This is a genomic window from Pelomonas candidula (assembly GCF_043555985.1).
Lineage (GTDB): Bacteria > Pseudomonadota > Gammaproteobacteria > Burkholderiales > Burkholderiaceae_C > Pelomonas > Pelomonas candidula.
Genome location: NZ_JBIGIC010000003.1, coordinates 156,579 through 170,736, shown reverse-complemented (window position 1 = coordinate 170,736; position 14,158 = coordinate 156,579). Strand labels below are relative to the sequence as shown.

At 70.0% G+C, this 14,158-nt stretch carries 10 protein-coding genes; 6 read left to right on the top strand and 4 right to left on the bottom strand.

All coding sequences use genetic code 11. From position 1 onward, the window contains the following. Complete coding sequence (locus tag ACG04R_RS06920; protein WP_394407427.1) at positions 1-1,950, bottom strand: hypothetical protein; 1,950 nt, start codon at positions 1,948-1,950, stop codon at positions 1-3. Positions 1,951-2,103: 153 nt separating this feature from the next. Here ACG04R_RS06920 and ACG04R_RS06915 point away from each other — a divergent pair, with 153 nt between their 5' ends. The 3 genes from ACG04R_RS06915 (at position 2,104) to ACG04R_RS06905 (ending at position 6,515) form a co-directional block, all read left to right on the top strand. Beyond that, complete coding sequence (locus tag ACG04R_RS06915; protein WP_394407425.1) at positions 2,104-2,772, top strand: glutathione S-transferase family protein; 669 nt, start codon at positions 2,104-2,106, stop codon at positions 2,770-2,772. Positions 2,773-2,776: 4 nt separating this feature from the next. Further along, on the top strand, positions 2,777-4,264 hold the full coding sequence (locus ACG04R_RS06910; RefSeq protein WP_394407423.1) for a CYTH and CHAD domain-containing protein: 1,488 nt from the start codon (positions 2,777-2,779) through the stop codon (positions 4,262-4,264). 88 nt (positions 4,265-4,352) lie between these two features. After that, the gene (locus tag ACG04R_RS06905; RefSeq protein ID WP_394407421.1) at positions 4,353-6,515 is read left to right on the top strand and encodes a S8 family serine peptidase; all 2,163 of its coding nucleotides are present in this window, start codon (positions 4,353-4,355) and stop codon (positions 6,513-6,515) included. Here ACG04R_RS06905 and ACG04R_RS06900 read toward each other — a convergent pair. The 3 genes from ACG04R_RS06900 to ACG04R_RS06890 are packed head-to-tail and all read right to left on the bottom strand — an operon-like array spanning position 6,469 to position 8,334. Beyond that, positions 6,469-7,137, bottom strand: a complete 669-nt coding sequence (locus ACG04R_RS06900) for a hypothetical protein (RefSeq protein ID WP_394407419.1) — start codon at positions 7,135-7,137, stop codon at positions 6,469-6,471. The genes ACG04R_RS06905 and ACG04R_RS06900 overlap by 47 nt on opposite strands. Beyond that, complete coding sequence (locus tag ACG04R_RS06895; protein WP_394407417.1) at positions 7,134-7,865, bottom strand: biotin--[acetyl-CoA-carboxylase] ligase; 732 nt, start codon at positions 7,863-7,865, stop codon at positions 7,134-7,136. The genes ACG04R_RS06900 and ACG04R_RS06895 overlap by 4 nt, the downstream gene beginning before the upstream one ends. Positions 7,866-7,869: 4 nt before the next feature. Then, on the bottom strand, positions 7,870-8,334 hold the full coding sequence (locus tag ACG04R_RS06890; protein WP_394407415.1) for an SET domain-containing protein: 465 nt from the start codon (positions 8,332-8,334) through the stop codon (positions 7,870-7,872). 118 nt (positions 8,335-8,452) lie between these two features. Between ACG04R_RS06890 and ACG04R_RS06885 the strand changes: the two genes are divergently transcribed. From ACG04R_RS06885 to ACG04R_RS06875, 3 genes are all read left to right on the top strand, one after another. Next, positions 8,453-11,059 (top strand): DNA topoisomerase III, encoded by a 2,607-nt coding sequence (locus ACG04R_RS06885; RefSeq protein WP_394407413.1) that lies wholly within the window; start codon positions 8,453-8,455, stop codon positions 11,057-11,059. Between the two features lie 52 nt (positions 11,060-11,111). Next, entirely contained in the window at positions 11,112-12,977 is a 1,866-nt protein-coding gene (locus tag ACG04R_RS06880) for an ATP-binding protein (protein WP_394407411.1), read from the top strand. 154 nt (positions 12,978-13,131) lie between these two features. After that, positions 13,132-14,115: an AEC family transporter gene (locus ACG04R_RS06875; RefSeq protein ID WP_394407409.1), complete on the top strand. Its 984-nt coding sequence runs from the start codon at positions 13,132-13,134 to the stop codon at positions 14,113-14,115. Positions 14,116-14,158 lie beyond the last annotated feature (43 nt).

Below are 14,158 nucleotides of genomic sequence, written 5' to 3'. Positions count from 1 at the left end.
TCAGGAAGCGCCGCTGGTGGCTGACGCCGCCGAAGCAGGCTTTTCGGCCTCGCCCTTCGCGGGCTTGACGACGATGAGGACGCTCTCGTTGTATTCGCCCGAGGAATCGGTTGCGAGCAGCGTGTAGCGACCTTGCGCCTTCTTGCCGAACTTCACCTGCGCCTTCACGCCTGCGTTGCCCATGGAGTCCACACTCAGCGTACCGAAGTCGTCGCCGGGCGTGCCTTGCAGCACCGCCACCGGCGTGCCGGGCTGGGGCTGGTTGATGATGAACGTGACGGTCTCGCCGGCCTGCGCGGACAGGGTGTCGTTAGGTGTCATGTGTACGCCAGCATCACTGGCGCAGCCGGCCACGCGGCGGACGGCCTTGGTCTGGCTGCGGAAGTGCAGCACGGCAGCGACGACCGGGCGGCGGGCGTCGTAGAGGTCCTCCACGAGTAGCGCCAGTGCCTGGGCATCGCAGCGATCGGGTGCATCGACATGGCCGCTGATGCGGCGCGACGTGCACACGTCCTTGGGCTTGGACCAATCCTTGATCTTTCCGATGTAACCGTTGACCAGCTTTTCCTGGGCTTCTGCAGCCTCGCGTTTTTTGGCGTCGGCGATCAGCGCCTCGATGCGTTCGTTGAGCTTCTCCAACTCGGCCGTTGTCAAGGGGCTGGGCGTGGCGCTGCCGGGCTTCGTGGCCTGAACAGCAGTCGCCGTGGCATTGGCGAGCAGGGCTGTGCCCAGCGAAGCGCCGGCGAGGAGCGGGCCGCCGCCGAGATTGACCATCCGCAGCGCGCCTGGGGCCGTGGATTGTTGTGCCGCCGGTATGCGGGTCGTGGCACTGCTTGTCTTGGCGCCGGTGTCGGCGGTGTCTGCCGTGGGTGGTTCGGCCTGGTCTCCGGACGTCTGCGAGCCGAGCTTTCGAAAGCCGGCCGTGATGTCCTGCGCCTTTGTCAACGCACTATCGGCGGCGCGCAGGTCGGCTTGTGCGTCCTGCACGACGCCGTTGACGGTGGTGACGATGATCTGTGCGCGTTCGCGGATTTCCCGGCCCGAGTCGGCCACCGCCTTCTGCAGTGCCAGGCCGTCCGCCAGCGCGTTGCGAGCGATCTGCAGCGCCTTGACGGCGTCGTCGATCTGTCGGCTCAGCGTTGGGCTGTCACCGACGTTGGCCGGGTAGGTCATCGGGAGTCTGGCCACCTCGGCCGCCAGTTCCTGCGAGGTGCGCTTCTTCTTGCCGTCCTTGCCGGGCTTTTCCGGCAGGGCCTCGTTTTCGGCGATCAGGCGAGCCGCTTCGCGAGCATCCTTCTGCGCCAGCTGCGCGTTTCCGTCACCCAATCCCACCTTGGCGGCGGCCACGAAGTTCTGCAAATCCAGGATGCGCACCGACAGCCGGTTCAGCGCTGTCTCCAGGGCCTGTGCGCTGAGTGGTTGGCCGAAGGCGCCACCTTTCTCGGCCTCCTGTGTCCGGAGCGGCATCAATAGCGGTGCCGATTGCCGCAGCAGGCAGGTCAACGCGCGGTAACCGTCGTTGTAGGCGGACTCCTGCTTCTTGTTGACGGCGTATTCGCTCAGCCCGTAACCGGTGGCAATGACGGCGCCCAGTTGCGCCGTGCGCCGCTTGTCCACATAGGTCGGTTCCGTGGTGCCGGGGGCGTTCGGCTTGACGGCGTTGTACAGCGCCCACCCAGTCAGCACGCCCGCGCCCGTGGCGAACACGGCGCGCGTGCCGCTCATCTCGCGCATGTACTTCAGGTAATCGCGGCGAACCTCTTCCACTTGCGAGATCGCCTGGCTCGCATCGCCGGCCAGCAGCGGATCGCGGTCCCAGCCTTCGGGCAACTGCTTCGGGAAGCCCACATAGGGATAGAAGAACGCGCAGCCCGATACCGCGCTCGCCGCCGCAGCGACCGCCAGCAGCCGTGGCCTGCATGCCAGCCTGAAAAAGGTTTCCTTGCGCATGACGTCCTCCGGTCGGTTGAAGATGGCCGCGGACGTTAGTGACGCTGTAAGCCGCAGGCATCCTCAAATCTGCGGCCCCGACGCTGTCGCCGCCGCGCCAGGGTTGGGCACGGCGGCTGCCTAGACTGCAGGGCTTACACCCAGGAGACCTCCATGATCACGCTGTGCGGCTTCCCGCTGTCCAACTACTACAACAAGGTCAAGCTCGCGCTGCTGGAGAAGGGCATCCCCTTCACCGAGGAGCGCATCGAGACCCACTCGCATGACGAGGCCGTGCTGAGCTGCTCGCCGCTGGGCAAGGTGCCCTTCATCAAGACACCGCACGGCGCGCTGTGCGAGAGCCAGGTCATCGTCGACTACCTCGAGGCCGCCTACCCCGACACGCCGCGCCTGATCCCGGCCGATGCCTACCAGGCCGCCAAGGTGCGCGAGCTCATCACCTACGTGGAGCTGCACCTGGAGCTGGTTGCGCGCGAGCTCTACGCGGAGGCCTACTTCGGCGGCCAGGTCAGCGACGGCACGAAGAAGCGCGTCGCCCGCGTGCTGCCCGAGAACATCCGCGCCTTCAAGCGCCTGGCGAAGTTCGGGCCCTACCTGGCCGGCGACACGTTCACGATGGCCGACTGCGCCGGCTGGGTCAGCCTGCCGCTGGTCGCAATGGCCACCAAGACCATCTACGGCGAGGACCTGCTCGCCGCCGGCGGCGTGGACTGGAAGCCCTACGCCAAGCTCATCGGCGAGCGCCCGCACGCCGTCACGGTGGCCGCCGACCGCAAGACCGACCTGGACCGCTCGATGGCCGCGACGCGGGCCAAGGGCTGATGGTGTGTCCGGCACCGTCGAGATCGAGCTGAAGTTCCTCGTCCCCGCCGCCAGCCGCGCTGCGCTCGCGGCCGAGCTGGACGGGCGGGGCAACGCGCGGCGCGCGCAGCTGACGGCGGACTATCTCGACACGCCGGACCTGCGCCTGGCCCGTGCCGGCCTGGCCTGGCGCGTGCGGCGCGAAGCCGGCCGCTGGGTGCAGGCACTCAAGTGCGCGCGTGGCGATGCGCTGGAGCGCTTCGAGCACGAAGTCGTCCGCCCCGATGCCACGCCCGACGCCGCGGCCCACGCCGACACCGCGCCGGGTCGGCAGCTCATCGATCTGCTGGACGCCGCCCGCGCCGACGGGCTGGAGGCCGGTGTGCGGTTCCGGAGCCAGGTGCGCCGGCTCGAACGCCGCGTGCGCACGCGCGGCGCCGTCGTCGACATCGCGCTGGACGAGGGGCGGCTGCTGGCCAGTGGCGCCGTGCTGCGGCTGCGCGAGGTCGAGTTCGAACTCGTCTCCGGCTCGCCCGTCGCGATGCTGGCGCTGGTGGAACGCTGGCGCCAGCGCTTCGGCCTCATCCTCGACCCGCGCAACAAGGCCGAGCGTGGCTTCGCGCTGGCCGCCGGCTGGCCCGATGCGCCGCTGCGCAAGGCGGCCTCGCCAAGCTACGACAAGCGGGCGGGCGCCGGCGAGGCTTTCTCCGCCGTGCTGGACGAATGCCTGGCCCATCTGATGCGCAGCGCCATCGGCCTGGCGGATGGCGATGCCGCGCAGGCCGGCGAGCACGTGCACCAGTTGCGCGTGGCAATCCGCCGGCTGCGCAGCGCGCTGCGGGCCTTCGAGGGCTGGGTGGCCGCGCCGCCGGCCGAACTCGTCGACGGGCTGCGTGTGCTGTTCGCCGCGCTGGGCCAGGCGCGCGACCGCGACGTGCTGGGCAGCGGCGTGGCTGCCGAACTGGCGCGGGCCGGCGCGCCGCCCCTGCCGCTGCCCGGCTCGCAGGACGCGGTCGATCCCGCCGCGCTGGTCCGCGCCGCGGACACGCAACGCCTGCTGCTGGGCTGGGTGACCTGGCGCGCCGGCCTGCCGGCCGAGGCCGAGACCGAGACCGAGGATGCGCTCAGGCGCCTGGCCCGCCGCCGCCTGCGCCGCTGGCACGAGCGCATGGCCGCCGGCGGCCATGCCTTCGACGAGCTCGACGACGCGGCCCTGCATGCGCTGCGCAAACGCGTGAAGCGGCAGCGCTACGCGATCGACTTCCTCGCGCCGCTGCTGCCGCGCCAGTCCACGGCGCGCCACGTGCAGGCGCTGTCGGCGGCACAGAGCATGCTGGGCGAAATCCACGACCTCATCGTCGCCCGCGACCGCTACCAGGCGCTGGTCGGCAGCGCACCGGCGGCCTGGTTCGCCGTCGGCTGGCTGACGGCCCGCATCGCCACCGCCCGTGCCGGCGCGCGCGACGAACTGGCCCGGCTGGCCGCGCTGTTGCCCCTGGGCCGCCGAGGCTGACAGCGAGCTGCACGGCGACCATTTGTTGCCACTCGCCCCGAGTGGCGACGCCTAAACTGACCGGCCCCGCATCGCCACAGCCGCCGCCATGATGTTCTTGCGCCCCTTGCTGATCGCCGCCGCCATGCTGGCGATGCCGGCCCTGGTTTCTGCCCAGGCCGAACCCGAGGCCCGCGTCATCGTGCGGTTCAAGCCCCAGGCCGACAGCGTGCGTGCCAAGGCGCTGAGCCTGCGCGCCACGCGCGGCGAGGCCCGCGAAGTCGCGCAGACGCGCGCGACGGCGCTGGGCCTGCGCCAGGGGCAGCAATTGAGCGCCGGCCTGAGCCTGGACGAGCGCACCCACGTCGTCACCGCCACAGGCCTCAGCTCCGCCGCGCTGGCGCGCAAGCTGGCGGCCGACCCCGAGGTGGAGATGGTGGCCGTGGACGGCCGGCGCAAGCACCTGGGTGTCGCCTCTGCGCCCAATGACCCGCTGTTCGGCGGCGTGACGCCTGCGCCGACCGCCTATATCGGGCAGTTCTACGATGCCGGCGATCCGAGCGCCAACCCACCTGTAGCTCCCCAACTGCGTGACACCTACAGCCGCACCATCGACCAGTGGTATCTGAAGGCGCCGAGCACTGTCACCAGCGGCGGCAGCGCGACCGGCGAGGTGGTGTCCAACATCAACGTGCTGCCGGCCTGGGGGCTGACGACGGGCGCGTCCAGCATCGTCGTCGCGGTACTGGACACTGGCGTGCGCCGCGATCATCCCGACTTCATTGCGGCCAACGGCACCAGCCAGTTCCTGAGCGGCTACGACATGATCGGATCGACCCCCGCGTCGGCCGGTTCCACCGCCACGGCGATTGCCAACAGGCCGGCCAATGCGGACCTGACGCTGGCGCTGGACTACGGTGACTGGGTCAGTCAGGCCGATATCGATGGCGGCAAGCTCGGCAGCGGGTGCACCTCCACCGACATCGGCAACAGCTCCTGGCACGGCACGCGCGTCTCGGGCCTGATTGCGGCGCTGGCTGGCAATGGTCGAGGCATGAGCGGCGTGGCGCCGGGCGTCAAGATCCTGCCGGTACGCGTGCTGGGCAAGTGCGGCGGCTATGACTCCGACATCATCGCCGGCATCAAATGGGCCGTCGGCTTGGCCGTGCCGGGCGTGCCGGCCAACACCAACAAAGCCAAGGTGCTGAACATGAGCCTGGGCGGCTCGGGCAGCTGCGCCGCCTCGGACTCGACCGGCAAGCTCTACCGCGACGTCATCGCCCAGGCCAACGCCCAGGGGGCCACCATCGTCGTCGCGGCGGGCAACTCCGAAGGCCAGGCCGTGGGCCTGCCGGGCAACTGCCCTGGCGTCGTGACCGTGACGGCGTTGCGACATGTCGGCACGAAGGTCGGCTTCGCCAGTGTCGGCCCGGAAGTGACCATCGCCGCGCCGGGCGGCAACTGCGTCAACCTGGCCGTCGGCTACCCCTGCCTGTACACGATGGTCAGCACGACGAATTCCGGAGCCACCTCGCCGGTGGCCAACGACGAGAGCTACACGAACGGCAATGCCTCCGTCGGCACCAGCTTCTCGGCACCCGTCGTCAGCGGTGTCGTGGCGCTGATGGCCTCTGTGCGGCCGGCGCTGACCTCGGCCGAGGCCACCGCCGCGCTGCGTAAGACAGCGCGGCCCTTCCCGACGACAGGTGGCGGCAGCGCCTCTGCCGCCACACCGCCGGCCTGCGTGGCGCCCACCGCGGCCAAGCAGGACGAGTGCTATTGCACGACCAGCACCTGCGGCGCCGGCATGGCCGACGCTGCCGCGGCCGTGGCGGCAGCCCAGGCGCTCAACGCCGCCACCGTCGCCATCACACCCTCCAGCACCAGCCTGACGGCCATGCAGTCGGCCACGTTGACGGCGGCCGTCACCGGCCTGGCGGCCGGCAAGACCGTGGCTTCAACGAACTGGACGTTGCTGGATGGCGGCACTGCCGTCAGCGCCTTCAACGGCGGCGCGGATACAGCCACGGTGTCGCTGACGCCAGGGGCTGCCGGCAGCTTCACGGTGCAGGCTGACATTACCGACAGCGATGGCTTCGTGCACAGCCAGACGGCCAGCTTCAGCGTGGCCGCCGCCGCGGTGACGACGCCGTCCTCGTCCGGCGGCGGCGGTGGTGGCGGCGCCGTCAGCGCGGCCTGGCTCGCAGCACTGCTGCTGGCCGCCGTCAGCTTGAAGCGGCCGACGCCCCGGCTGCAGCGCTGCAGGCCCTGAAGCCGGCGGCGAAGGCCGCATCCTTGCTGGCCTTGAGCCGGCCGGCGAGCAGGCCGTCGGCCTGCGGGATCACCAGCGTGTTGCGGGTCTGCGCGGGCTTCAGCGCCAGCACGCGCAGGCCCTTCAGGCCGCGCTTGTCCAGCGCCGCCGCATCGGCGTTCGCCTCGGCCTGGCTGGCATGCCGGCTCAGCACGAAGGCCGGCTGCTCGGCGGGCAGGCCCTCCAGCGGCTCGTAGGCGATGCGCATCTGCTTGTAGGTGGCTTCCTTGCGGGCGCGGAAATCCGGGTCGGCGAGCTTGATCGTCGCGACGACCCACACGCCCGGCTGCTCGCTGCTGCGCACCTGCGCGTCGGCACCCGCGGCCTTCAGCGCCGCCTGCGCGGCGGCCAGCGCGGCGTCGCCATCCAGCGGGCCCAGTTCCAGGCAGCTCTTCTGCGCCAGCGCGGCGACCGAGCTGGCTGCCAGCGGCGTGATGCGCTCGGGATGCTGCTGCCCCGCGACGCGTTGCGGCTCGCGGCCGCCGTCGGCGGGGAGGCCGGTGACGGCGTCAAGCCAGCCGCGCGACCAGATGAAGAACAGGGCGTTGACCGCCAGCAGCACGATGACGACGACGCGCATCACGGGGAGGGCTCCAGTCTGAGGCTCAGTTCGCCGGCGGTGATGATGGACATGCCGCTGTCCGTGTCCAGCAGCAGCTCGCCGCTCGTCGACACGCCACGCGCGATGCCCGTCTGCTCGCCGACGCGCACGGGCCGGCCGGCGGCCAGGTCGCGCCTGGAGAATGCGAGCTGCCACGGGCCGAAGCCCAGCGCCTCGAAGTCGGCCAGCAGGGCGCGCAGCGCGGGGGCGAGGCGGTCCAGCGTCGTCGCTGCCGTTGCGTTGGCATCCAGGCTTTGCAGTGCCGCGTGGCCGCTGGCGAAGGCGCTGCGGTCGGCGTCGGCCGGCAGCGGGCGCAGGTTCAGGCCGATGCCGATGACGACACCGCGGCGTTCGCCAGGCAAGGGCACGGTCTCGATGAGGATGCCGCCCAGCTTGGCGCCGTCCAGGAACAGGTCATTGGGCCACTTCAGCCGGATGCGGTCGCCGGCCGGGTCCAGCACGTCGGCGACCGTGCAGCCGACGGCCAGCGACAGGCCGGAGAGGTCCAGCCCGGCAGGCAGTGGCAGCGCGACGGAGAAGGTCAGCGACGCGTCATCGCCCCGTTGATCGCTCTGCCAGGCCCGGCCCAGCCGGCCGCGGCCGGCGGTCTGCCGGTCCGCCGACACGATCAGCGGCCCGCCGCCGTCGCGCAGGTGGGCCAGCGCCTCGGTGTTGGTCGAGCCGCATTCGCCGAGGTGGCGCCGCTCCATGGCGTCAGCGCTTCTTCGGGGCGAGCATCGTGCCGCGGCACGTCAGCGCGCCGCACCAGCAGGCGAACTGCTTCTTGACCTTGGCCGTGTGGCGCTCGTCCAGCACCAGGCCGTAGTCGTAGAACAGCTCCTCGCCGGGCTCGATGTCGCGCAGTGCGTTGATGAAGACGCGGCCGTCGACCTCGTCGGCCTCGCAGTTGGGCTCGCAGGCGTGGTTGATCCAGCGCGCATCGTTGCCGCCGTACAGCGCATCGATGACGAGGCCGCCGTCGAGGTGGAAGTAGAAGGTGTGGTTGGGCTGTGCCGGGTCGTGCGGGTGGCGGTCCACCGCCACGTCCCAGGTGATGCGCTCGCCGGTGTACTCGATGATGCGCGCGCCCGCCGCGATGGGCGCCGTCGCGTAGACGCCGCGGCCATGCACGCCGGAATCACGGACTTCGATCTTGCGGCGTGGGGTTTTTGGCGTCATCGGCGCTGTGGTACGGTGATTTCATGGGTGCGCACACGTGTACGTGCGCGCGAGGCCCGGATTGTAGGCAGGGGATTCAACGTCCCCTGTCATAGGGAAGACCGAGAGACAAGACCCGATGAGCAAGACCCTGATCATTGCCGAGAAGCCTTCCGTCGCGCAGGACATCGTCCGCGCGCTGACCCCCGTGGCGGGCAAGTTCGACAAGCACGACGACTACTTCGAGAACGAGCAGTACGTCGTCAGCTCCGCCGTGGGCCACCTGGTGGAGATCGCGGCGCCCGAGGAGTTCGACGTCAAGCGCGGCAAATGGAGCTTCGCCAACCTGCCGGTGATCCCGCCGCACTTCGACCTCAACCCCATCGACAAGAACAAGGGCCGGCTGAACGCGCTGACCAAGCTGATCCGCCGCAAGGACGTGACGGCGCTTATCAACGCCTGCGACGCGGGCCGCGAGGGCGAGCTGATCTTCCGGCTCATCGAGCAGTACGCGCAGCCGGCCAAGGGCAAGCTGAACAAGCCCATCCAGCGGCTGTGGCTGCAGTCGATGACGCCGGCTGCCATCCGCGAGGGCTTCGAGAAGCTGCGCAGCGACCAGCAGATGCTGCCGCTGGCCGACGCCGCGCGCTGCCGCTCCGAGGCCGACTGGCTGGTGGGCATCAACGGCACGCGGGCGATGACGGCGTTCAACTCGCGCGACGGCGGTTTCTTCCTGACGACGGTGGGCCGCGTGCAGACGCCGACGCTGTCGGTCGTCGTCGAGCGCGAGGAGAAGATCCGCAAGCACGTCGCCCGCGACTATTGGGAGCTGCGCGCCAACTTCGACGCCCAGGCCGGCCAGTACGAAGGCAAGTGGTTCGACCCAGCCTGGAAGAAGAACGACGACGCCGAGCGCCGCGCGGACAGGTTGTGGACGCAGGCCGAGGCCGACGAGATCGCCAAGGCCGTGCTGGGCAAGCCCGCCGTCGTCACCGAGGAGAGCAAGCCCAGCACGACCAGCTGCGGCGGCCTCTACGACCTGACGACGCTGCAGCGCGAGGCCAATTCGCGCTTCGGCTTCTCGGCCAAGACGACGCTGTCCATCGCCCAGGCGCTGTACGAGAAGCACAAGGTGCTGACCTACCCGCGGACGGACTCGCGCTTCCTGCCCGAGGACTACCTGGCCGTGGCCAAGGACACGGCCAAGATGCTGGCGACGGAGGACCTGCCGGGCCCGCTGGCCGCGCTGTCGCAGCACGCCGCCAAGTCGCTGAAGGAGGGCTACATCAAGCCCACCAAGAAGGTGTTCGACAACGCCAAGGTGTCGGACCACTTCGCCATCATCCCGACGCTGCAGGCGCCCAAGGCGCTGACCGAGGTGGAGGCCAAGCTGTACGACATGGTCGTCAAGCGCTTCCTGGCGGTGTTCTTCCCGCCGGCCGAGTTCCTGGTCACGACGCGCATCAGCAAGGTCGACAACAAGCATCACTTCCAGACCAACGGCAAGGTGCTCGTGAAGCCGGGCTGGCTGGCCGTCTACGGCAAGGACGTGGACGACGAGGACGCCAACCTCGTGCCGGTGCAGCCGAACGAGGTCGTGCGCACCGAGAGCGTCGACGTGAAGGCGCTGCAGACCAAGCCGCCGGCGCGCTACACGGAAGCGACGCTGCTGTCCGCGATGGAAGGCGCCGGCAAGCTCATCGACGACGACGAGCTGCGCGAGGCCATGGCCGAGAAGGGCCTGGGCACGCCAGCCACGCGCGCGGCCACCATCGAAGGCCTGATCACCGAGAAGTACATGCTGCGCGAGGGCCGCGAGCTGATCCCGACGGCCAAGGCCTTCCAGCTGATGACGCTGCTGCGCGGGCTTGAGGTGGAAGACCTGACCAAGCCCGAGCTGACCGGCGACTGGGAAAGCAAGCTCGCCGCGATGGAGAAGGGCAAGCTCAGCCGCGAGCAGTTCATGGCCGAGATCGCGGCCATGACCGAGAAGATGGTCGCCAAGGCCAAGGGCTACGACCGCGACACCATCCCCGGCGACTACGCGACGCTGAAGACGCCTTGCCCGAAGTGCGGTGGCGTCGTGAAGGAGAACTACCGCCGCTTCACCTGCACCGGCAAGCATGCCGACGGCAGTGACGCTTGCGGCTTCTCCATCGGCAAGATCCCCGGTGGCCGCAGCTTCGAGCTGGCCGAGGTGGAGCAGTTCCTGCGTGACAAGAAGATCGGTCCGCTGGAGGGCTTCCGCTCCAAGGCGGGCTGGCCGTTCACGGCCGAGCTGGCGCTGGTCTACGACGACGAAATCGCCAACTGGAAACTGGAGTTCGACTTCGGCGAGGACGCCAAGAAGGCCGAGAACGATGGCGAGCCGGTGGACTTCTCCGGCCAGCAGAGCCTGGGCGCCTGCCCGAAGTGCCAGGGCCACGTCTACGAGCATGGCGCCAACTACGTCTGCGAGCATTCGGTGGGCGAGAAGGTGACCTGCGACTTCAAGACCGGCAAGGTCATCCTGACGCAGCCCATCGAGCCTGCCCAGGCTACGAAGCTGCTGCTTGAGGGCAAGACCGACCTGCTGGAGAACTTCGTCTCCAACAAGACGCGACGCAAGTTCAAGGCCTTCCTGGCCTATGACAAGAAGGAAGGCAAGGTCGTGTTCGAGTTCGAGCCGCGGGCCGGAAAACCGGCGGGCAAGGCCGCGCCGGCCAAGAAGGTGGCCGCGAAGAAGACTGCAGCGTCCAAGAGCTAATGAGCCTATGCTCACCTCGCGGCTGCGTACCACGAGGCCGGGAGGAGAGGGGATGGCGTTGCCGCCGTTGAACATCGGCATACAGACGCGCCTGACGGCCGGCATTGCGCTGGTCGCCAGCCTGCTGGTGCTGGTCGTGGGTTGGACCTGGACCTCCTACGAGGAGGACGAGCTGATGCAGGCGCTGCGTCAGCGCGAGGCCCGCATGGCCGGCCTCGTCGAGCGCGGCTTCGCCGGGCCGATCTGGAACCTGGACCATGTCGCCATCGAGAACCTGCTCGATGCCGTCATGGCCGACCCCGAGGTGCATGCCATCGAGCTCAAGGGCCTGGGCCTGCGCGGCGGCCAGGGACGGCGCGAACGTGACCATCCGGCTGTCGGCCCGCTGCGCAGCGAGTTCCCCATCACCTACCAGCCCGCGGCGGATGCGCCCGGCGCTCAGGTCGCGTCGGCGGTGCTGACCTTCACGCGCGACCGCGTCGACGAGCAGATCCGCCGCACGCGGCTGTTCGTCGTCGAGCTGCTGGCCGTCGTCGTCGTGGGCATCGTCGTCGCCAGCTCGCTGCTTGTGCACTGGCTGGTGCGCCGGCCCGTGGCGCGGCTGGGCAGGCTGGCGCAGCGCGTGGCCGCGGGCGACCTGGGCGCGCAGGAGCGCGTCGAGCGGCTGGACGAGATCGGCGAGCTGACGACGCGTTTCAACGCGATGAGCCTCAAGCTGCGCAGCGCGGCCGACCAGGTGCAGATCAGCTCGCAGGGCCTGCGCGCCAGCGAGGCGCGCTACCGCAGCCTGTTCGAGAACGCGACCGAGGGCATCTTCCAGGCCGACGCCGACGGCCGCGTGCTGGGCATGAACCGCGCGTTCACGCAGATGCTGGGCCTGGGCACGCAAAGCCCGGTGGGCCGGCGCCTGCGCGAGCTGACGGGCCTGGGCCGCCGCGACATGGTGCGCGTGGCCACGCTGCTCAACGAGCAGGGCAAGGTGCAGCAGGCCCAGCTGCAGCTGCGCGACAGCGCCGGCCGGTCGGTCTGGGTGGAGCTGAGCGCGCACTGGGTAGAGGGCGAGGGCGGGCAGCGGCGCATCGAAGGCATGGTCATGGACATCTCGCTGCGCCGCCAGGCCGAGGCCGAGCTGACGCGCCACCGCGACCACCTCGAGGACCTCGTCGCCGAACGCACCGCCGAGCTCAGCGAGGCCAAGCTGCGCGCGGAGGCCGCCAACCAGGCCAAGGGCCGCTTCCTCGCGACGATGAGCCACGAGTTCCGCACGCCGCTGAACGCCATCCTCGGCTTCACGCAGCTGATGCAGATGGACGTCGGCGTGCCCGCGCCGCAGCAGGGCCGGCTGCAGCTGATGCGCGACTCGGGCCTGCACCTGCTGGAGCTCATCAACGACGTGCTGGATATGGCCAGCATCGAGGCCGGCAAGGTCAGCCTGAAGCCCACGCCTGCGGACCTGCGTGCGCTGCTGGACATGGCCTGCGACAGCGTGCGCCTGCGCGCCGAGCAGAAGAACCTGAGCTTTGCGCTGGACATCGACCCGTGCCTGCCGACGCAGGTGCTCGTCGACGGCCAGCGGCTGCGCCAGGTGTTGCTCAACCTGCTGTCCAACGCCGTCAAGTTCACCGACAGCGGCTCTGTCAGCCTGACGACCTGCGTCGTCGAGCCACCGCAGGCGGGTCATGTGCGGCTGCGCTTCGGCGTGACGGACAGCGGCATCGGCATGACGCCGGCCCAGCAGGCGCGGCTGTTCCAGGCCTTCGAGCAGGTCTCCGAGGCCTCGCGTCATCTCGGCGGCACGGGCCTGGGCCTGTCCATCAGCCAGCAGCTGGTGCGGCTGATGGGCAGCCAGATCCTGGTGCAGAGCACGGCCGGCCAGGGCAGCAGCTTCAGTTTCGAGTTGAGGCTGCCGCTGGCGTGACTGCGAGCCCCTCGTCCAGTCGCGCGGCGCTGAACGCTCGCGCACCTGACCGGTCCCCCGAGGGGACGGCGATGCTTGCGGCATTGAGCCGCAAGCATCGCCCAGGGCGGGCCGGCTTGGGAGCGGCCCGGCGCTCGGCCCGCAACGCGTTGAGATGACCTGGGCGATTGCGGCGAAGTTGATTGCCATCCTGGTGGCGGTCGCCATCGGCTGGATCGTCGGCCGTGCGCGCTGGCTGGGCGGTGGCGCGGCGGGCAGCGACAGCGACCCGGCGCGCGTGCTGGCCAACGCGGCCTTCTTCATCTTCGTGCCGGCGCTGCTGTTCCGCACCACGGCGCGGCTGGACACGTCGGCGCTGCCCTGGGCCTTCCTGTTCGCCTTCTTCGTGCCGGTGCTGGTGGTCGTCGCGCTCATCTACGCGTTCGAGCGTTGGCGGCTCAAGCCGGGCGGCGCCGTCACGGAGCCCAGCGTCAAGGCCATCACGGCCGGCTTCGGCAACACGCTGCAGGTGGGCGTGCCGGTGGCGGCGGGCGTGTTCGGCGAGCAGGGACTGGCCATCCACATCGCCGTCGTCAGCCTGCACTCGCTGACCATCCTGACGCTGCTGACCGCCCTCGTCGAGCTGGACGTGGCGCGTGGCAGCAAGTCGCGCACCTTCCGCGCGACGCTGGTGCAGACGGTGCGCAACACCGTCATCCACCCGGTCGTGCTGCCGGTGCTGGCGGGCCTGAGCTGGAACGCCACCGGCTGGCCCATCCCGGCGGTGTTCGACGAGGTGCTGCAGAACCTCGGCACGGCCGTCGTGCCGCTGTGCCTGACGCTGATCGGCATGTCGCTGGCCTACTACGGCTGGCCGAAGTCGTGGCGCGGCATCTCGGGGCTGGTGTCGGCCAAGCTGCTGCTGATTCCCGGCGTGGTGTTCGGCATCGCGCACTGGCTGCTGGGATTGCAGGGCCTGCCGCTGGCCGTCATCGTCATGCTGGCGGCGCTGCCCACCGGCTCCAACGCGCTGATCTTCGCGCAGCGCTACCGCACGATGGAGGCCGAGGTGACGGCCGCCACCGTGCTGTCCACGGTGCTCTACGTCGCCACGGCGCCGCTGTGGCTGGCGCTGCTGGCCTGGGTTTCTCCGTGGTGACCTGCGGCACTTCGGCAGCGCCGGTTCCGTGTCGTCCAATCAA